Raw genomic sequence first — 18,377 nt, forward strand, 5'->3', positions numbered from 1 at the left:
GGAACCTTTGCTCCCGAAGATCGTTAGGGCACGCTGCGAGGCAGCAGGGTTGGGGGAACCGAATATCATGGCTGATCGCCGCTTGGCGCAACTTGAGACAGGCGACCGTCTGAGATTACTCATCAACGCCATCACCGATCACGCAATCTACATGCTGGACCCGGATGGCTTCGTCGTCAGCTGGAACCCGGGTGCCGAGCGGCTCAAGGGATATGCCGCCGACGAGATCATCGGCCACCACTTCTCGCAGTTCTACGCGCTGGAAGACCGCGAGGCTGGAGATCCGGGCCGCGGGCTCGAGAACGCCGCGCGGGAAGGCCGCTTCGAGAAGGAAGGCTGGCGCGTCCGCAAGGATGGCAGCCGTTTCTGGGCCAGTGTCGTCATCGATGCCATCGTCGACGACGACGGCAGCCTCCTGGGATTTGCCAAGATCACCCGCGACATCAGCGAGAAGCGCAACGCCCAGATCGAGCTTGCCCAGGCCCGCGAGGAACTCTTCCAGGCGCAGAAGATGGAGGCCATCGGTCAGTTGACCGGCGGCATCGCCCACGACTTCAACAACCTTCTGATGGCCGTCCTCGGGTCACTGGAAATGCTGCAGAAGCGCATGCCGCCGGATCCGCAGTTCACACCCCTGCTCACCAACGCGATCCGCGGCGCCGAACGCGGTGCTGCATTGACCCAGCGCCTGCTCGCTTTTTCGCGGCGGCAGGAACTCGAAGTTCAGTCGATCGACATCCGGCTGCTGGTCGACGACATGCTCGAACTGGTGCGACGGTCGCTGACCGCCAACACCACGGTGGAGGTCGACTGCGACGCAGATCTGCCGCACGTCATGGGGGACGCCAACCAGCTGGACACGGCGCTCCTCAACCTCGTCGTCAACGCCCGCGACGCGATGCCGAAAGGCGGCACTATCCGTATCGGCGCGCGAATGTGCGAAATTGCGACACAGAACGGAACGTTGAAGCCGGGCCGCTACGTGAAGCTGTCCGTAGCCGACGATGGCGAAGGCATGGACGAGGAGACATTGATCCGCGCCACGACGCCGTTCTTCACCACCAAGGGTATCGGCAAGGGAACCGGCCTTGGACTGTCGATGGTCCAGGGCTTCATGGAGCAATCAGGCGGCGCGCTGCGTCTGTCGAGTATTCCGGGCGCTGGAACGACGGTGACGCTGATCCTTCCCGCCGCCTCCGAATCCAACCTGCCGCAACCTGAAGAAACAGTGACGATGACGCCCCAGCAGCCAGACGCCGACCGACCTCTCACCGTGCTTGCCGTCGATGACGATGCGCTGGTGCTGATGAATACGACGCTGATGCTGGAGGATCTCGGGCATACGGTGATCGAGGCCTACAATGGTGAAGAGGCGCTGGCGGTCATCGAAAGCGGACGGGCGATCGACCTGATCATCACCGACCACTCGATGCCGAAGATGACGGGGGCCGAGCTCGCCTCCCGCGTTCGCGACAGCCACCCGCAGACGCCGGTCGTGCTTGCCACCGGCTATGCCGAACTGCCCTCCGGAGATGGCTCGCAACTGCCGCGGCTACCCAAACCATTCTCGCAGAACCAGTTGCGCGACATCATCAGGACGGTTCTCGTCCAGCCGTGAACCATTGTGCCGCGTCCGGCGTTCTTCCACCACGGACAGAACAGGGAGAACCGACGATGGTCAACAAACCTCAGACCTTTCATGAAGCAGAACCGACCGTCGAGGCCGAGTTTCCGCCGGTGGCCGAGCTGGAAACGGCGGTCGCCGCAGCTCTGGCAAGCGCCGGCGGCCTTGATGCGTCGGATGTGTCCGTAATCGCAAGCGGCTCGACGGTTACCCTGCGCGGCTCGGTCCTGCAGGAGGGAGAACGCGTGCGGGCCGAAGAGGTGGCACTCTCCGTCCCCGGAGTGACAGCTGCCATCAACGAACTCAGCGCATCGCAGTAGTCTCGCACTCACGACTACCGTCACCAGTTCGATCGACCGAATAACGACAACGGCCCGGACATCGCTGCCCGGGCCGTTTTCGTCATTAGTATGCTCCTTGCCTAGCGCGGCAGGGCGTAGGCGATCACGTAGTCGCCCGGCTTAGTGCCGACCGAGCCGTGACCACCCGCGACCATCACCACGAACTGGCGCCCGTCATCCACCGAATAGGTCATTGGCGTTGCCTGGCCGCCGGCCGGCAGACGGGCTTCCCACAGCTGCTCACCATTGGTGAGGTTATAGGCGCGCAGGTAGTTGTCGACGGCCGCACCGAGGAAGGCGACGCCACCCTTGGTGATCATCGGCCCACCGATACCCGGGACGCCGAGCTTGAAGGGCAGCGGCAGCGGCGTCATGTCGTGGACTGTGCCGTTCTTCTTCTTGTAGGCGACATTGCCGGTGCGCAGATCGGTGCCGGCGACATAGCCCCAAGGCGGTGCCTGGCAGGGGATCTGCAGCGGACCGAGGAACGGCCCCATCCGCACGGCGTAAGGAGCGCCGTCATTGCGGTTCAGACCCTGTTCCGAGCCCTTCTCGTCCTGTCCCTTCGGCGGCACCTCGGCGCGCGGAACGAGCTGCGAGGTAAACGCCAGGTAGGTCGGCATGCCGAACATCACCATGCGTTCCGGGTCGACGGCGACAGAGCCCCAGTTGAAGGTGCCGAAATTGCCCGGATAGACGATGCTGCCCTCGAGCGACGGCGGGGTGTACTGCCCCTCGTATTTCAGCTGCTCCAATCTGATGCGGCAGACCATCTGGTCGAACATGGTGACACCCCACATGTCACGGCCCTCAAGCGTCCGCGGACGGAAGTTGAGCGCCGAGATCGGCTGCGTCGGGGCCGTCCGGTCTTCCGGAATGGCACCGCCCGGAGCCGGCTGTTCGGTGACCGGGATGATCGGCTCGCCGGTGCGCCGGTCGAGCACGTAGATGTCGCCCTGCTTTGTCGGACCGACCAGCGCCGGCACGACAGCGCCATCCCGGTTCAGGTTGACGAGCACCGGCTGGGCCGGCACGTCCATGTCCCACAGGTCGTGGTGGACGGTTTGGCGAACCCAACGGTCGGCGCCGGTATTGATGTCGAGCGCGACGATCGAGGACGAATACTTTTCCACGCTTTCCGAGCGGTTCATGCCGAGCTGGTCGGGAACCTGGTTGCCGAGCGGGATGTAGACAAGTCCCAGTTCCTCATCGACGCTGAACACCGACCAGCTGTTGGGCGAGTTGGCGGTGTAGGTCTGGCCCGGCGGCAGCGGCTGGGTCTGTGTCGGGTTGCCCGAATCCCAGTTCCACAGAAGTGCGCCGGAGTTGACGTCGAAGGCACGGATGACGCCGGACTGCTCCTGCGTCGAGTAGTTGTCGTTGACCGCCCCGCCGATGATGATCTTGCCGGCGACGATGACCGGCGGCGAGGTCGAGTAGTAGTAGCCTGCCGGATTGTACGGCATTCCCTGTTCGAGGTGCAGCACGCCGTTGTCGGCAAACGTCGTGCAGACCTGGCCGTTCGTCGCATCGAGCGCGATAAGCCGAGCATCCGAGGTCGGCAGGTAGACGCGCTGCGCGCAAGCCGTGCCGGGCTGGGCCGTGGGCTCCGCATAGTAGCTGACGCCACGGCAGGTCTGATGCTGGCGATCGGGGTTGAGACCCACATTCGGATCATACTTCCACTGCTGCTTGCCGGTCGTCGCATCGATCGCGATCGCCCAGTTGTGCGGCGTGCAAAGATAAAGTGAGTTGCCGATCTTGAGCGGTGTGACCTGGTAGGTCGTCTCGCCGACATCCTCGGGCAGCTTCACGTCACCGGTCTGGTAGCGCCAGACTTCCTGAAGGCTCGACACGTTCTCAAGATTGATCTGGTCGAGCGGCGAGTAGCGCTGGCCGTAAGGCGTGCGGCCATACTGGTGCCATTCGCCGGCCGGCACGTTGCCGCCGAGCACAGGCGCTGCGGCGACCTGCTCTTCCGGCAGATTGCCGTTGACGTCCGTGCTGTTGACGAACATCGACAGCAGCGCAACCGCAATAGACACGACGACGGCAGCAGCAAGCGGACCTGCGCTTGCACCATAGCGGAAGCCGGTCGTCGGGCTGCGGAAGCCAAGCGGTCGGCGGATCCAAGGCGTCAGCATCCAGAGACCGAGGATGATGACAACGCCGCCGCGCGGGCCGAGCTGCCACCAGTCGAGACCGACTTCCCAGACGGCCCAGATCAGCGAGCCGATAACGACGATTGCGTAGACGAGCAGCGCCGAAGGGCGCCGGAGGAACAGCAGAAGCGCGGTTACCAGAAACGCGATGCCGGTGATGATGTAGTAAGCGCTGCCACCGAGCATCAATAGCTGAGCGCCGCCGGCCGCCAGCGCGATCCCGATCAAGGTGAACAGGATCGCTGTGATCGTAACGGACATGTGTCAAATCCCAAGTCAGAGAGGAGTTGAAGGTGGGGCCTTCCCCGGCCGGGATAACTGGAACAATGGCAGTTAGTTCCAGGCTGGGCGGCCGACTTGTTCCAGCCGGAACGATCGGAGCACCTCGCGGTTCGAAGAGAGGCAACGAAGACCAGGGAGGCAGGCATGGACGTATCGTCCGAGATCGCCCAGTGGCAGGCCGGTTCAGCACCCGGCGATCGGCTGGCGGACGTGGCGTCGGACGCGGAGGATTGCCGGCGATGTCCCCTCTACCAGGATGCCACCCACCTGGTGTTCGGCGAGGGAAACGACGACGCGCGGGTGCTTCTGGTTGGTGAACAGCCGGGAGATAAGGAGGATCTGGCCGCAAGGCCGTTCATCGGACCCGCCGGGAGACTGCTCGACGCGTGCCTGGAAGACGCCGGGATCGATCGGGGTCTCTGCTACGTCACCAATGCCGTCAAGCACTTCAAGTTCACGCCGCGCGGCAAGCGGCGGATCCACGCCAAGCCGAATACCGGTGAGATCAAGGCATGCGCCTGGTGGCTGAACGCCGAACGTCGGCTGATCAAGCCGCGCCTGACGGTCGCACTCGGTGCCACCGCCGCCTATTCGCTACTGGGACCGAAGGCCAAGGTTACCCGCGACCGCGGTCAGGTGCTGAAGTCGATGGATGGCAGTGAGGTACTGATGACCATACATCCGTCCTACCTGCTGCGGCTGCCGGACCCCGCCGATCGTGAGCGGGAGAAGGCGCGGTTCGTCGAAGACCTGCACCGCATCGGTGCCTATCTTGATTGAAGGGAGCCGGACAGGCGATACCCAGTCAATCTTCGCCGAGTTCCTGGAGGATCTGGTGGCGCGCCCGGTTGAGCCGGCTTTTTACCGTGCCGACGGCACAGTTGCAGATCTCCGCCGCCGCTTCGTAGCTCTCGCCGAGAATGGCGACCAGCGTCAGCACCTCGCGGTAATGGGGTGGCAGCTTTTCAAGCGCCCGCTGGACCTCGCGTGTCCGAGCCTGGACTTCCTGCGTCGCCTCCATCGGCGAATCGCCCGAGACGCACTCCTCGACACCCGGCGCCTCGCGGCCAAGAACCTTGGCACGCGTGTAGAAGGTGTTCCGCATGATGGTGAACAGCCAGGACTTCAGCTTGGTCCCGGGCTCAAACTTGTCGAGGTTTGCGAGAGCCTTCATCAGCGTCTCCTGCACCAGGTCGTCCGCATCCGAAGAGTTGCGGCAAAACGTACGGGCGAAGGCGCGCAGAGCGGGGATGAGCCTGACAATGTCTGCACGTGCAGGATCGCGACTCAACTGTGATTCAGACACCGTTGCAACCTCTCCAGTTCCATGGGTGGGGGTGACGGTTGGCAAACGTCTCCAATGTCTATTTGGTTCCGCTTGTTTATGTTGTCCTGACGAGCCGTTATGCCTCTGTTGACAGCACCTTTCGAGGGAACAAACGGGATCAATTTCTGTTGAATCGCGTCCACTGGAGGGAACTGTCTTGGCACCGCGCGCAAATTGGAAAGGCTACCTGACGCTTGGCGAGCTGAACTGCCCGGTTGCTCTCTATACCGCGGCGTCGACGTCCGACCGCGTCAGCTTCAATATCGTCAACCGCCGCACCGGCAACCGGGTCCATCGTCAAATGGTCGACAGCGACACGGGCAAGGAAGTCGAGCACGACGATATCGTCAAAGGCTACGAAACCTCGAACGGCGACTATGTCATCCTGGATCCCGAGGAGATCAAGGCGGCAGTGCCGGAGAGCGACAAGACGCTTGCGCTGGAAACCTTCATTCCCTGCGGTGACGTGAACACGCTTTATCTCGATCGTCCCTATTATCTTGCGCCGAGCGACGGCCAGGCCGCCGAGGTCTTCGATCTCATCCGGCAGGGGCTAAAGGAAGGAAAGGTCGCGGCGCTCGCACGCACCGTCCTGTTCCGTCGGCTACGCACGCTGCTGATCCGCCCCTACGACGACGGACTGATCGCCAGCACGCTTAACTACGAATACGAGGTGCGCTCGTCCGCCGAGGTCTTTGCCGACATTTCGGAGCTGAAGATCGAGGGAGAGATGCTCGATCTGGCAAAGCATATCATCGACACCAAGCGTGGACGTTTCGACCCCTCCGCGTTCGATGATCGTTACGAGGCTGCGCTGCAGGAACTGGTGAAGGCGAAGATCGAAGGTCGCAAGCTGCCGGCAAGGCCGAAGCCGAAGGAAACCAACGTCACGAGCCTGATGGAGGCGCTTCGCCAGAGCGCCGGCGCCGGCGTCGAGAAGAAGGGTGCGAAGCCCAAGGCCGCTGCCAAGACGAAGACGGCTGCCAAGACGAAAACCAAGACCGCAAGTGGATCCAAGCGCGCCACCGCATCGACGCCGCGAAAGGCGAGCTGACGACACAGCTGCAATAACTCAGGCTGAATGCGTATCTGCCGTTCCGAGTTCCGAGGGAAAATTCAGCCGCTCTGCGGCGCCTGGTTCTTCTGGACCTAGCGAGAGCGCCCCGGCCCCTTCCGTTCGCTCTCGAGGCTCTTCTTCAGGGCGCTCATGATGTCGATGACGTTGTCGCGGCGTTCCGGCGCCGGCTCTTCTTTCTTCTTCGTCTTGCGGGTCTTCTTCTTTCGGCTCTCGATGATCTCGAGCAGCTTGTCCTGCACCGGGTCTTCCGCCATGCACGGATCCCAGGCTTCGGTGCGCTCGGCGATCAGCTTCTTCATCATCGACAGGTGCTTGCGGTCGGCACTGCCGGCATCCGCCTTCTCGTAATAGGCGTCCGGATCGCGCACCTCATCGCCGTAACGCAATGTCCAGACGACGATGCCGTTGTCGCGCGGCACGAGCAGCACCGCCCGCTCCCGGCGATACATCACCAGCCGCGCGATACCTGCCGTGCCGGTAACCTTCATCGCTGCCTGGATGACCGAGAAGGCCTCCTCGCTGACCTTGTCGTCCGGCGCCAGGAAATGCGGCCGGTCGTACCAGATCCAGCCGATGTCGCCCATCGGCACGAAGGTCTCGATATCGATGGTGCGGCTGCTTTCGAGGCCGACATCCTCCAGTTCGTCGTCCTCCAGGAGGACATAGTCGCCCTCGCCGCGCTCGTAGCCCTTTGCCTGATCGTCGTCATCGACAGGCTTTCCGGTGACGGCGTCGACATACTGGCTGAGCACCCGGTTATGGGTCTTGGCGTTGAGGTTGTGGAAGCGGACCCTGTTGCCCTCGGAGACCGCCGGCGTCATGGTGACGCGGCAGGTGACGAGCGACAGCTTCAGATAGCCTTTCCAGAAGACGCGCGGTGCCATGGGACCCTCTCTTTTCGAGCAGGAAACCCCTGACAGGCCTTTGAGGTTCCAGATGCCGATGGCCGATCAGGCAAAGGAACAAAGATCGCCCCATCCCGTTTCCTGCTGCGACAAGATTAAGAACTGTGAAAGGTCCAGACCATGAGCATTGTTGGCACGCAGGTAATCGCGGAAGGAAGCGGAACCTCCGGTTACACGGTGGAATTCATCGACCAGAGCGGCGACGTGATATCGGTCAGCCTGCGGTCCGGAACGGGGGGGGTCAACCGGACCAACGCCGTTGGCAAAGCCAAGGAACTGCTGAGCCGCCTGGTCCAGAACAATGACCTGCCGGACGAGATGATCGACGGCGCAAACCAGGACGGCCGCGCCGCGACCGTCGCTTCAGATACCAATGTCAGCGACAGTGACCTTGAGCAGCAGCTCGACGAAGGGCTGGAAGATACCTTCCCGGCAAGCGACCCGGTGTCCGCCACGATCACCTCGATCCCCGGGCGAAACAGCGCCAGCTGATCCCGCAAGCACTGATGAATAAGCAACGCCCGGCGGCAGAACGCACCTCCGGGCGTTGCTTTGCTGTTCGTTGCGATTGACAAGCGGGACCATTCTGCGTTTTCCAGTAGTTCTAGCAGGTGTCGATATCGGCGCCGTTCAGGCCCCGTTGGATCGGCAGCCTTGCAATGAACAGGTCCGGAGAGGTCAGAATGACGAAAGAGATCGCTGCGACGACCGGGGGGAAGGCCGTGCTTGGCAACAAGGTGAGCGCCAAGGTGGCTCACCTCCTGACGGAAATCGAGAAGGAGCCGGTGCCGGACCGGCTGCTCGACCTTGCTCTTCAACTGCAGAAGGCTCTTGCCGACAAGCTCGACAACAACGCCGGCTAGAGGCCTCGGCCGCTTTCGACCGGCGCGATCGTATCGCGTCTGACCGACCCGTCGACCACGCCGCGCGGGCCGTCGGCGACATACCTGCCGCTGTCATCCTCGATCACGGTGTAGAGCTTTTCGCTCCGGAAGGAGCTGGCCATCTCCGTCGAATTGCCCTCGGCCGGCTTGGCGTCGGTATCGGTGAAATCGAGCTCCGCCTCGCTTGCCACCAGCCGTGCATCGCCAGTGGTCAACGCGCGGACCACCACCTCTCTCTGCGGCGGGCGGTCCATCCATTGCGGATCATCTGCCGGCGCAGTGGGGACAAGGCGGTAGATCTTCAACTCCAGCTCCATATCGAATCTCCTCGTTCTTCTGCGGCCAGTCGGCAAACACTGCCGGCCCGACATCCTGTGCGGCGTTCGGCCACCATCTGCTTCATTCCGAGGCGATCCGGTGCCGGCCACGGCAGGAACTTTCGGGACGGCTTTTCGGTTGCGTCTGCCATCGACAAAAGCAGGAGCAGATCATGGACGTGCCGAGTGGCCGAATTCATCTTTGCGTCGACATGCAGCGGATTTTTGCCGAGGACACGCCCTGGCACATCGATTGGATGGAGAAAGTACGCGGCCCGGTGGCCGGCATCGCCCGTGCACATCCGCAGGCGACCATCTTTACCCGGTTCGTGCCGCCCGACCGACCGGAGGATGCGGTCGGCATGTGGCGGTCCTACTACGAGAAATGGTCGAACATGACGCGTCTCGCCCAGGGAGAGGCGATGATCGACATCCTGCCGGAACTGCGTGAACTTGTGCCGCCGGCAATGGTCTTCGACAAGCCGATCTACTCGCCGTGGCTCGATGGCCGACTGCATGCACATCTGCAGGAAAGAGGCGCGCATACGCTTGTCGTGTCGGGCGGAGAGACTGATGTCTGCGTGCTTGCGGCGATCCTTGGCGCCGTCGACCTCGGCTACAAGGTGGTGCTGGTGAAGGACGCTATTTGCAGCGCCTCGGATGAAACTTACGACGCCTCCCTCCAGCTGTTTGCCAGCCGCTTCTCGGTCCAGCTCGAACTGAAGACTGCCGACGAAGTGCGCGCCTGGTGGCCCTGACGCAAGCGGAACAAAAACTCCGGCGGAAGGGTTGGACAGGTCAGGCATACAGAGAAATCCGACAGGAGGACCCCCATGCGACACGAACCCAAAACCAACGGCAAGCCCGGCGAGATCTCACAGTGGCCGCGCTGGGAAGGACCGGCGGAAAATCGCCCGAGCGGCTATGTCCAGGGCGAGGCCAACATCTTCGCGGACGATCCCGAGGGCGAAAAGAAGCGGACCGCCGACGATTACCCGACCGACGATCTCAAGCGCGACGAACGCGCACAGGGAGAGCGCTCTTGATGGACAAGTTCTGGCTGTTTGCCGTCGCCGTTGGGCCTGTGCTGCTCGGCTGCGCCATCGTCTTTGCAATGATGCGCCGCCGGCGTCTCTCCGAGCGTGAGAAGAACGCGCAGACCGCCGCGATCGCCGACCTCTACGACAAGCCGACGACGCGCTCTTGATAGAGGTCTGGCTGAGGTGTCCGCCGGAACCTTATCAGCCGATGTCGGTTAATCCACCGCACCATCAATCATCCACATCCATGAATCGAGGAGAGAAGTATCATGGCTGCCAAGACGCTTGACGACCTGTTCTACGAACAGTTGAAGGACATCTACTACGCAGAACGCAAGATCGCCCGTGCTCTGCCGAAGATGGCGCGCGGCGCCCAGAGCGACGCCCTGAAGCAGGCGTTCCTGAAGCACAAGGAAGAGACCGACACGCAAATCGAACGTCTGCAGCAGGTCTTCGAACTGATCGGCAAGCGCGCCCGCGGCAAGACCTGTGCGGCGATCGATGGCATCATCGAAGAGAGCGAAGAGATCATGGAGGAGTTCAAGGACACTCCGGCGCTCGACGCTGGCCTGCTCGCTGCCGCCCAGGCCGTCGAGCATTACGAGATCAGCCGCTACGGTTCGCTGCGCGCATGGGCCAAGCAGCTCGGCATGAAGGAAGCGATCGCGCTTCTGGAAGAAACGCTTGCCGAAGAAACCAAGACCGACGAGGCGCTGACCCAGCTTGCTGAAAGCACCGTCAACTCCGCAGCTCAGAAGGCTGCCTGATCTCCCCGCGGTCTGCTCCACGAGCGGACCGCATCTCTCCACCAGAACGAAAAAACCCGCGGTCGAGGCCGCGGGTTACCTATGCAGACAGACGATGCAGCTCAGGGATGGATCGGCGACGTGATCTTGACCATCTCGCCATTCAGCGCCTGGGTGCGGAAGACGATCCGCTTCATGGCGCTCATCTCTTTGGCGGAATGGACCTTTGCCGCCTTCAGGGCGAGATCGTAGCACGGGTATGATGCCGACGGCTGGCCATCGGCAAGGTAGATCCAGCCCGTTTCGTGCGGAAGGATATCGAAGCGCTTTTCCATGGGAGTTCCTCCTAACTCGCGCACCGAACGCTGCTGAAGAAAAGAAGTTCCTCATAAAGGCGAAAAAAGGGCACAAATGGGGATTGCCAGCCTTAGTTGCAGCGCACAAAATTAATTAGGGCGCGGAACCTTCCGGCTCGCTTGGTGTTGTTGAGCTTGGGCGAATGGAGAGGAAGATGGCGGTCTCAGACGAGTGGATTAAAAGCAGGGCCTACGCGCTGTGGGAGGAGGAAGGACGCCCCCACGGCAAGCACGCAGAGCATTGGGAACAGGCACGACAGGAATATTCCTCGCAGAACGGCACGGGCGCCAAGAACGGTTCAGACCGTAAGAAGGGCATTGCCGCGGAGCCTGCACCGACTGACCCGGTCATCGACACGGCACCGGCGAAACCTGCCGGGGCATCCACCGGTAAGCAGAAGATAGCGCCCAAAGCGGCAGCAATCACCAAACCGGATGCCGGATCAGCTGCGAAGAAGCGACCGGCGCGCAAGGCCTCCACAACCTAGCGCACAATCACAATCCAATCTCTATGGCCCGCCGCGAAACGCTTCGCGGCGGCAAGTGTTCTGTACAGTTCTGTGGATATGGCATGCAATCTCGCTTCGGTCGTGATCCGATTTCCTCACTCGCATGGAACGCTGGACTTGCTCTCCACGTTTGCCAGGACGCGATGGATGCGCGGAGAAGTTCGCAATGATGAACGCTCCCTTTACCTTCGATGATCGCCGGAACAGGCTCGGCAGCCGGGACGGTTTCAGCGGTACGAACCAGTGGAAGCGGGATCTGCCACGAATGAAAGTGCTTTCGGTTACTTCGGAACTGTTTCCTTTGGTGAAGACTGGCGGACTGGCCGATGTGACCGGATCACTGCCCAAGGCTCTCATGTCCTGCGGCATGGAGACCACCTCGCTTCTCCCCGGATATCCGGGGGTAAAGCAGCAGTTCGACACTGCAGTTCCCGTCATGCATTTCGACAATCTTCTGGGTGAGCAGGCGACGCTGCTGCGCGGCGAGTTTGACGGCCTCGACCTGTTCGTCCTCGACGCGCCGGCGCTATTCGACCGGCCGGGCGGACCCTATGTCGACGCCGACGGGAACGATCATGCGGACAACTGGAAACGCTTTGCCGCGCTGTCGCGGGCGGCGGCCGAAATCGCCAATGGCCTGTTGCCGGACTGGCAGCCGGATCTGGTTCACACGCACGACTGGCAGTCGGCGCTGACATCCGTCTACATGCGCGAGATGGGCTGCAAGGTGCCGGTGGTGATCACCATCCACAACCTCGCCTTCCAGGGCCAGTACGGCGCCGACCGGCTGAACGCGATCGGCCTGCCCGACAGCACCTACACCACCGAATGCCTCGAATATTTCGGCGACATCTCCTACCTGAAGGGCGGGCTGCAGACGGCTGACGCCATCACCACCGTCAGCCCCACCTATGCCCGCGAGATCCTCACGCCGCGTTTCGGCATGGGCCTCGACGGCGTCCTGAACGAGCGGGTGATGTCGCTGCGCGGCATCGTCAACGGCATCGATCTCGACGTCTGGGATCCGGCGACCGATCCTTTTCTGCCGCGCAACTACGGCGCCACGACGCTGAAGCGCAAGCGCGAGAACCGCAACGTGCTTTTGCAGCGCTTCGGCCTGGAGGAAGACGATGGCCCGGTCTTTTCGGCCGTCACGCGCCTGACCTGGCAGAAGGGCATGGACATGTTCGCCGATACCGCTGACGAGGTTCTCTATCGCGGCGGCAAGATCATCGTGTTCGGCAAGGGCGACCACGAGATCGAAGAAGCGTTGAAGCGGACGGCCGCCCGCTTCCCGGGCCGCATGGCGGTCCATATCGGCTACGACGAACCGACGGCCCACCTGATCCATGCCGGCTCCGATGCCATCGTTCAGCCGTCGCGGTTCGAACCCTGCGGCCTGACGCAGCTCTACGCCCTGCGCTACGGCTGCGTGCCCGTTGTCTCGCGAACCGGCGGTCTATCGGAAACCATCATCGACGCCAATGATGCGGCCATGTCCGCCCGCGTCGCGACCGGCTTCCAGTTCCACCCGGTCAACCCGGACGGCTTGCGTCTCGCCCTGCGCCGGGCACTCGACACCTATTCGGATACCCGCAACTGGGCGCGCCTGCAGAACCAGGGCATGAAGACCCGATTTTCCTGGGAGCGCAGCGCCGAGAAATACGCCGCGATCTACCGGGAGCTGGTCCGGCGTAGGGTCGGTGATGCACAGGCGTTCGACGCCTGAGGATCGAGATCGACGAAACTCGGAAAAACCCAAAGCCGGTGTCGCAAGACGCCGGTTTTTCTGTCTGGGGCTCCACGCGGCGGCTGGTGACGCGGTTGTTCTGTGGCGAAACACGCCCTATAGGCAAAACACACGCCAGATCGACCCGAAACCGAGATAAGGTGCCGCCAGATGTCCTCCCCTCGCTTCGCAGCCGCCTCCGCCGCGCAAGGTTCCCACGACGAACTCCTGCAGCGTCGCTACGGCGAAAGCCAGCCGGCCGACACATCCGACTGGAACGCGGCCCTCGACGCCATGCTGTCGCACCGCTCGGTGCGCACCTATCTGCCCAAGCCGGTTCCCGAGGGCGTGCTTCAACTGGCCATCGCTGCTGCACAGTCGGCGCCGACATCCTCCAGCCTGCAGGCCTGGAGCGTCGTCGCGGTGGAGGATCGTGACCGTCGTGCCCAACTGGAAAAGCTCGCCGGCCCCAATCCGCAGATCGTTTCGGCGCCACTGTTCCTCGTCTGGCTCGCCGATCTCTCCCGCCTGCGCGGCATCGCCAGCCGCGAAGGCCGCACCGGCGAAGGTCTCGATTACTTCGAGAGCATCCTGCTGGCGTCAATCGACGCGGCGCTGGCGGCCCAGAATGCACTCGTGGCGCTGGAATCGCTCGGACTTGGCACATGCTATATCGGCGGCATCCGCAACCATCCGGCCGAAGTCGCGGAGATGCTCGGCCTGCCTCCGGAAGCCTTCGGGGTGTTCGGCATGACCGTTGGCTACCCCGATCCGGCGGTCGCGACCGAGATCAAGCCGCGCCTGCCGCAGTCCCTCGTCCTGCATCGCGAGCACTATCAGCAGGCAGCACCCGACGCCGATCTCCAGGCCTATGACGACCGGATGCGCGCCTTCCAGGCAGGTCAGGCAATGGCAACGCGCGGCTGGACAAGCGTCGCCGCCAGCCGCATCGCCGATACCGCAGCCTTGAAGGGCCGCGACAGGCTGCTCGAAACGGTCCGCCGGATGGGCTTCAAGGTGAAGTAGGGCGCCGCCGTTCAAACTCGAAATGCGGTTCGCCATCCTGACCCGGCAGTAGTTTTCCCGTGGCGCCCGGCCCGGCAGAACAGAATAATCTTCCTTCTCTATCGATCCGGTCGACTTTAGCCTTGCCCTCAACTTGGGTAGGAGAAGTCGATGATCACTGCTGGAAATGCTGCAGGTAGAACAGAACCGCTGAACTTCTTCTGGTTCATCCCGACGCATGGAGACGGCACCTATCTCGGCACCGAGCATCTGAGCCGCAGGCCGGAATTCCGCTATTTCAAGCAGGTTGCCATCGCCGCCGACGAGCTCGGTTTCGAAGGCGTCCTCCTGCCGACCGGGCAGTCCTGCGAAGACAGCTGGATCACCGCGACCGGACTGTCGGTGGTCACCGAGCGCTTGAAATACCTCGTGGCGCTGCGTCCCGGCGTCACCTCCCCCACCTTTGCAGCGCGCCAGACGGCGGCGCTCGACCGGCTGAGCAACGGCCGGCTGCTGCTCAACGTCGTCGTCGGCGGCAATCCGACCGAGCTTGCCGGGGACGGCATCTTTCTGAGCCATGACGAGCGTTATCAGCAGGCTGCGGAATTCCTCGACATCTGGAAACGGCTGCTGGCCGGCGAAACGGTCGATTTCGACGGCAAATACTACAATCTCAAAGGCGCCCGCTCGGATTTTCCGACCGTCGGCCAGCCGCATCCGCCGCTCTATTTCGGCGGATCGTCGGAGGCCGGACAGGATCTCGCGGTCGACGCCACCGACATGTACCTCACCTGGGGCGAGCCGCTGGAGCAGGTGAAGGAGAAGGTCGAGACGGTACGGGCCAAAGCTGCCCGCACCGGGCGCCGGATCCGTTTCGGCATGCGCATCCATTTCATCGTCCGCGAAGACGAGGACGACGCCTGGCGCACCGCCGACCGGCTGATCGCCCATATCTCCGACGATCAGATCGAGCGATCCTGGCAGCGTTTTCAGAAGGAGATGGATTCCGTCGGCCAGCGCCGCCAGGCGGCCCTCCACGGCGGGCGCCGAGACAAGCTCCTCGTTGCGCCCAACCTTTGGGCGGGCGTCGGCCTTGTGCGGACCGGCGTCGGCACGGCGCTGGTCGGAACGCCGGCGCAGATTGTCGAGCGGCTGCGCGAGTACCAGGCGCTGGGCATCGATACCATCATCGGCTCCGGCTATCCGCATCTTGAGGAAGCCTACCGCGTCGCCGAACTGCTGTTCCCGCTGCTCGGCATCGACGCCAACCGCCGTCAGGGCCTGCGCGACAGTGTCGCGAACGAATTTGCCGTCGGCGACTATGGCGGCTCAAAGCTCGCCAATGCTGCCGGCTGAACGACGATCGCTTTTTTTATAACTCCCTTTTTCGCTCACGAGGCCGCTTCATGATCCACTCCTTGAAATTCATTGCAGCAGCGGCCTTGGCGCTGACGACACTTGGTCCGGCCACGGGCGCTTCCGCCGAGGGGCTGATCCGGATCTCCCAGCAGTTCGGTACGCTCTACCTGCCGCTGCACGTGATCCGCGACCAGAACCTCCTCGAGAAACACGCCAAGGCGCTCGGCCTCGACGAGATCAAGGTGGAATGGGCACAGCTTTCCGGCGGCGACGCCATCAACGCGGCGCTTCTCTCCGGCTCGATCGACATCGCCGCTGCCGGCATCGGGCCGTTCCTGACGCTCTGGGGACGGACGGACGGCGAGGTGAAGATCGTCGCGGGGCTCGCCAATCAGCCGAACTACCTGATCAGCAGCAATCCCGACATCAAGTCGCTCAAGGATTTTGCCGCGACTGACAAGATCGCCCTGCCGGCGGTCGGCGTTTCGGTTCAGGCGCGCATCCTGCAAATGGCGGCGGAGAAGGAGTTCGGCGAAGGCAACCAGGGCAAGCTGGACAACAACACGATCACCCTGCCGCATCCGGATGCGACGGCAGCGCTGCTTTCCGGCTCCACGGAAATCACCTCGCACCTCTCCAACACGCCGTTCCAGGAGCAGGCCCTGAAGGACCCGAAGATCCACAAGATCTTCTCCTCCTACGATGTGCTCGGTGGACCGGTGACGCCGACCTATCTCTACGCCACCACCGAGTGGCGGGAAGAAAACCCGAAGACGTTCCAGGCCTTCTTCGAAGCGCTGAAGGAAGCGAGCGCCTGGATCGAAGCCAACAAGAAGGCGGCGGCCGAGACCTATGTGCGGGTCGAGAAATCCAAGCTTGATCCCGCCTTCATCCAGTCGCTGATCGAGGCTCCGGAAAGCAAGTTCACCGTCGTTCCATCGCGCTCCTTCGCGTTCGCCGACTTCCTCTACCGGACCGGTGCCATCAAGAAGAAGGCCGAGAGCTGGAAGGACTATACCTTCGACGAGCTGCACGGCGAGAACGGAAGCTGAAGCCATGCTCGCACGCGATCCTCATCCTCCGGCCGTCTTCGAAGTCGACCGCCTTACGCTGGACTACCCGACCGCGAAGCACACGGTTCGGGCCGTCGACGACGTTTCCTTTCGCGCAGCAGAGGGCGAGCGCCTCGTGCTGCTCGGGCCTTCGGGGTGCGGCAAGTCGTCGATCCTCAAGGCAGTGGCGGGCTTCCTGAAGCCTGCCGGCGGGGAAATCCGCGTGCGCGGCCGCGCGGTCACAGGGCCCGGCCCCGACCGGATCGTCGTCTTCCAGGAATTCGACCAGCTTCTGCCGTGGAAGACGGTCCGCCAGAACGTCGAGTTCCCGCTGCACAGGGCAAGCAGCCTGTCCAGAACGGATGTTCGTGAGCGCTCCGAGGCAACACTGAAAAAGGTCGGGCTGGAGCGCGTGCTCGACAGCTACCCGCACACGCTGTCCGGCGGCATGAAGCAGCGCGCAGCGATCGCCCGCGCGCTGGTGACCGATGCCGACGTGCTCTTGATGGACGAACCTTTCGCCGCGCTCGATGCCCTCACCCGCACCCAGCTGCAGGGCGAGCTTCTCGATCTCGCCGAGGAGCTCGGCTTCACGCTGCTGTTCGTCACCCATTCCATCGAGGAGGCGATCCTCATCGGCACCAAACTGCATCTCCTCAGCCCGCATCCCGGCCGGACGATCACCAGCCTCGACACGCGCGATTTTGGCCGCGGCGATCTGGGCAGCGCGCGGCTGGAAGCGCTGTCGCGCGAGGTTCACGCCCTGCTGTTCCCGCCGGTCACCAGCACAAAGGTGCTCCAGCATGTCTGATTTTAGCGTGCCCGGGACCGCGACAGGACAACGCCAGGGTTGGGACCGCATCCACGACTTCGCCTGGAACTCGTCAGCGATCCGCAAGATCCTGGTCCTTGCACTGCTGGCGCTGATCTGGGAATTGGCCGCCCGCTACAACGGCAAGCCGATCCTGTTTCCTACCTTCACCGCCACCATGACGGCGCTTTGGGAAGCGATCACCACCGAGAACCTGCTGCAGTCTGCTTGGGCATCGCTCTACGTGCTTCTGAAGGGCTACGTCATCGCCATTGCGCTGGCCTTCGTCTTCGTCTCGCTTGCCGTGGTCAGCCGGTTTGTCCGCGAACTGCTGCAGACGCTGATCTCGATGTTCAATCCGCTGCCGGCGATCGCGCTCTTGCCGGTCGCGATGCTGTGGTTCGGGCTTGGCGAAAAGAGCCTGCTGGTCGTGCTGGTGCATGCGGTACTCTGGCCTTTCGCGCTTGCCGCGCTGACCGGTTTTGAGAGCGTGCCGGAAACCCAGCGGCTGGTCGGGCGCAATTACGGGCTGCGCGGCCCATCCTATGTGGTGCGCATCCTCATTCCGGCCGCCCTGCCCTCGATCCTCTACGGCATGAAGATCGCCTGGGCGTTTGCCTGGCGCACGCTGATCGCCGCCGAACTGGTCTTCGGCGTCAGTTCGTCCGCCGGCGGGCTCGGCTGGTTCATCTTCCGCAACCGCAACGAGCTGTTCACCGACAAGGTGTTTGCCGGTCTGGCGATGGTCATCATCATCGGCCTGCTGGTCGAAGGCATCATCTTCCGGATTGTCGAAAACGTCACGGTCCGGCGCTGGGGAATGCAGCGCTAGGCTGCTCCACCGCCTTGT

At 62.9% G+C, this 18,377-nt stretch carries 22 protein-coding genes; 17 read left to right on the plus strand and 5 right to left on the minus strand.

Annotated features, from left to right (window positions below; genetic code table 11):
• Positions 1 to 67: 67 nt before the first annotated feature.
• Complete coding sequence (locus tag AAIH46_RS05970; protein WP_430304720.1) at positions 68 to 1,618, plus strand: ATP-binding protein; 1,551 nt, start codon at positions 68 to 70, stop codon at positions 1,616 to 1,618.
• Positions 1,619 to 1,674: 56 nt separating this feature from the next.
• Positions 1,675 to 1,944, plus strand: a complete 270-nt coding sequence (locus AAIH46_RS05975; RefSeq protein ID WP_430304721.1) for a BON domain-containing protein — start codon at positions 1,675 to 1,677, stop codon at positions 1,942 to 1,944.
• 101 nt (positions 1,945 to 2,045) lie between these two features.
• Here AAIH46_RS05975 and AAIH46_RS05980 read toward each other — a convergent pair whose 3' ends face one another.
• Positions 2,046 to 4,388, minus strand: coding sequence for a glucose/quinate/shikimate family membrane-bound PQQ-dependent dehydrogenase (locus AAIH46_RS05980; protein WP_430304722.1), 2,343 nt, complete (start codon positions 4,386 to 4,388; stop codon positions 2,046 to 2,048).
• A 165-nt stretch (positions 4,389 to 4,553) separates the two neighbouring features.
• Between AAIH46_RS05980 and AAIH46_RS05985 the strand changes: the two genes are divergently transcribed.
• A complete protein-coding gene (locus AAIH46_RS05985; protein WP_430304723.1) occupies positions 4,554 to 5,189 on the plus strand; it encodes a UdgX family uracil-DNA binding protein in 636 nt (211 codons plus the stop codon).
• 25 nt (positions 5,190 to 5,214) lie between these two features.
• Here AAIH46_RS05985 and AAIH46_RS05990 read toward each other — a convergent pair whose 3' ends face one another.
• Positions 5,215 to 5,715, minus strand: a complete 501-nt coding sequence (locus tag AAIH46_RS05990) for a sigma-70 family RNA polymerase sigma factor (protein ID WP_430304724.1) — start codon at positions 5,713 to 5,715, stop codon at positions 5,215 to 5,217.
• Positions 5,716 to 5,893: 178 nt separating this feature from the next.
• On the opposite strand from AAIH46_RS05990, the gene AAIH46_RS05995 reads away from it, so the two are divergent.
• Entirely contained in the window at positions 5,894 to 6,790 is an 897-nt protein-coding gene (locus tag AAIH46_RS05995) for a Ku protein (protein ID WP_430304725.1), read from the plus strand.
• Between the two features lie 95 nt (positions 6,791 to 6,885).
• Here AAIH46_RS05995 and AAIH46_RS06000 read toward each other — a convergent pair whose 3' ends face one another.
• On the minus strand, positions 6,886 to 7,698 hold the full coding sequence (locus tag AAIH46_RS06000; protein ID WP_430304726.1) for a Ku protein: 813 nt from the start codon (positions 7,696 to 7,698) through the stop codon (positions 6,886 to 6,888).
• Positions 7,699 to 7,896: 198 nt separating this feature from the next.
• On the opposite strand from AAIH46_RS06000, the gene AAIH46_RS06005 reads away from it, so the two are divergent.
• Positions 7,897 to 8,211, plus strand: coding sequence for a hypothetical protein (locus AAIH46_RS06005; RefSeq protein WP_430304727.1), 315 nt, complete (start codon positions 7,897 to 7,899; stop codon positions 8,209 to 8,211).
• Positions 8,212 to 8,402: 191 nt separating this feature from the next.
• A complete protein-coding gene (locus AAIH46_RS06010) occupies positions 8,403 to 8,582 on the plus strand; it encodes a hypothetical protein (protein WP_430304728.1) in 180 nt (59 codons plus the stop codon).
• Here the strand turns inward: AAIH46_RS06010 and AAIH46_RS06015 are convergent.
• Positions 8,579 to 8,920, minus strand: coding sequence for a hypothetical protein (locus tag AAIH46_RS06015; RefSeq protein ID WP_430304729.1), 342 nt, complete (start codon positions 8,918 to 8,920; stop codon positions 8,579 to 8,581). The genes AAIH46_RS06010 and AAIH46_RS06015 overlap by 4 nt on opposite strands.
• A gap of 173 nt (positions 8,921 to 9,093) precedes the next feature.
• Between AAIH46_RS06015 and AAIH46_RS06020 the strand changes: the two genes are divergently transcribed.
• The 4 genes from AAIH46_RS06020 (at position 9,094) to AAIH46_RS06035 (ending at position 10,727) form a co-directional block, all read left to right on the plus strand.
• The gene (locus tag AAIH46_RS06020; protein WP_430304730.1) at positions 9,094 to 9,678 is read left to right on the plus strand and encodes a cysteine hydrolase family protein; all 585 of its coding nucleotides are present in this window, start codon (positions 9,094 to 9,096) and stop codon (positions 9,676 to 9,678) included.
• Positions 9,679 to 9,753: 75 nt separating this feature from the next.
• Entirely contained in the window at positions 9,754 to 9,966 is a 213-nt protein-coding gene (locus AAIH46_RS06025) for a hypothetical protein (protein WP_430304731.1), read from the plus strand.
• Positions 9,966 to 10,127 carry a hypothetical protein gene (locus AAIH46_RS06030; protein WP_430304732.1) on the plus strand — a complete coding sequence of 54 codons (162 nt, stop codon included), beginning with the start codon at positions 9,966 to 9,968 and terminating at the stop codon, positions 10,125 to 10,127. The genes AAIH46_RS06025 and AAIH46_RS06030 overlap by 1 nt, the downstream gene beginning before the upstream one ends.
• A 102-nt stretch (positions 10,128 to 10,229) precedes the next feature.
• Positions 10,230 to 10,727: a ferritin-like domain-containing protein gene (locus AAIH46_RS06035; protein WP_430304733.1), complete on the plus strand. Its 498-nt coding sequence runs from the start codon at positions 10,230 to 10,232 to the stop codon at positions 10,725 to 10,727.
• 101 nt (positions 10,728 to 10,828) lie between these two features.
• Here the strand turns inward: AAIH46_RS06035 and AAIH46_RS06040 are convergent, their stop codons facing one another.
• Positions 10,829 to 11,041 (minus strand): hypothetical protein, encoded by a 213-nt coding sequence (locus AAIH46_RS06040; RefSeq protein WP_430304734.1) that lies wholly within the window; start codon positions 11,039 to 11,041, stop codon positions 10,829 to 10,831.
• A gap of 176 nt (positions 11,042 to 11,217) precedes the next feature.
• Between AAIH46_RS06040 and AAIH46_RS06045 the strand changes: the two genes are divergently transcribed.
• The 7 genes from AAIH46_RS06045 to AAIH46_RS06075 all read left to right on the plus strand — a co-directional run bounded on the left by AAIH46_RS06045 (position 11,218) and on the right by AAIH46_RS06075 (position 18,359).
• On the plus strand, positions 11,218 to 11,550 hold the full coding sequence (locus AAIH46_RS06045; RefSeq protein WP_430304735.1) for a DUF2934 domain-containing protein: 333 nt from the start codon (positions 11,218 to 11,220) through the stop codon (positions 11,548 to 11,550).
• Positions 11,551 to 11,836: 286 nt separating this feature from the next.
• Positions 11,837 to 13,300, plus strand: a complete 1,464-nt coding sequence (gene glgA, locus AAIH46_RS06050; RefSeq protein ID WP_430305016.1) for a glycogen synthase GlgA — start codon at positions 11,837 to 11,839, stop codon at positions 13,298 to 13,300.
• Between the two features lie 171 nt (positions 13,301 to 13,471).
• The gene (locus AAIH46_RS06055) at positions 13,472 to 14,326 is read left to right on the plus strand and encodes an NADPH-dependent oxidoreductase (RefSeq protein ID WP_430304736.1); all 855 of its coding nucleotides are present in this window, start codon (positions 13,472 to 13,474) and stop codon (positions 14,324 to 14,326) included.
• Between the two features lie 153 nt (positions 14,327 to 14,479).
• Positions 14,480 to 15,661 carry an FMNH2-dependent alkanesulfonate monooxygenase gene (gene ssuD, locus AAIH46_RS06060; protein WP_430305017.1) on the plus strand — a complete coding sequence of 394 codons (1,182 nt, stop codon included), beginning with the start codon at positions 14,480 to 14,482 and terminating at the stop codon, positions 15,659 to 15,661.
• A gap of 50 nt (positions 15,662 to 15,711) precedes the next feature.
• The gene (locus AAIH46_RS06065) at positions 15,712 to 16,716 is read left to right on the plus strand and encodes an ABC transporter substrate-binding protein (RefSeq protein ID WP_430304737.1); all 1,005 of its coding nucleotides are present in this window, start codon (positions 15,712 to 15,714) and stop codon (positions 16,714 to 16,716) included.
• 4 nt (positions 16,717 to 16,720) lie between these two features.
• On the plus strand, positions 16,721 to 17,527 hold the full coding sequence (locus AAIH46_RS06070; protein WP_430304739.1) for an ABC transporter ATP-binding protein: 807 nt from the start codon (positions 16,721 to 16,723) through the stop codon (positions 17,525 to 17,527).
• Positions 17,520 to 18,359: an ABC transporter permease gene (locus AAIH46_RS06075; protein ID WP_430304740.1), complete on the plus strand. Its 840-nt coding sequence runs from the start codon at positions 17,520 to 17,522 to the stop codon at positions 18,357 to 18,359. The genes AAIH46_RS06070 and AAIH46_RS06075 overlap by 8 nt, the downstream gene beginning before the upstream one ends.
• The last annotated feature ends 18 nt before the right edge of the window (positions 18,360 to 18,377 follow it).

It is taken from the genome of Rhizobium sp. 0TCS1.26, from assembly GCF_050455525.1.
GTDB lineage: Bacteria > Pseudomonadota > Alphaproteobacteria > Rhizobiales > Rhizobiaceae > Neorhizobium.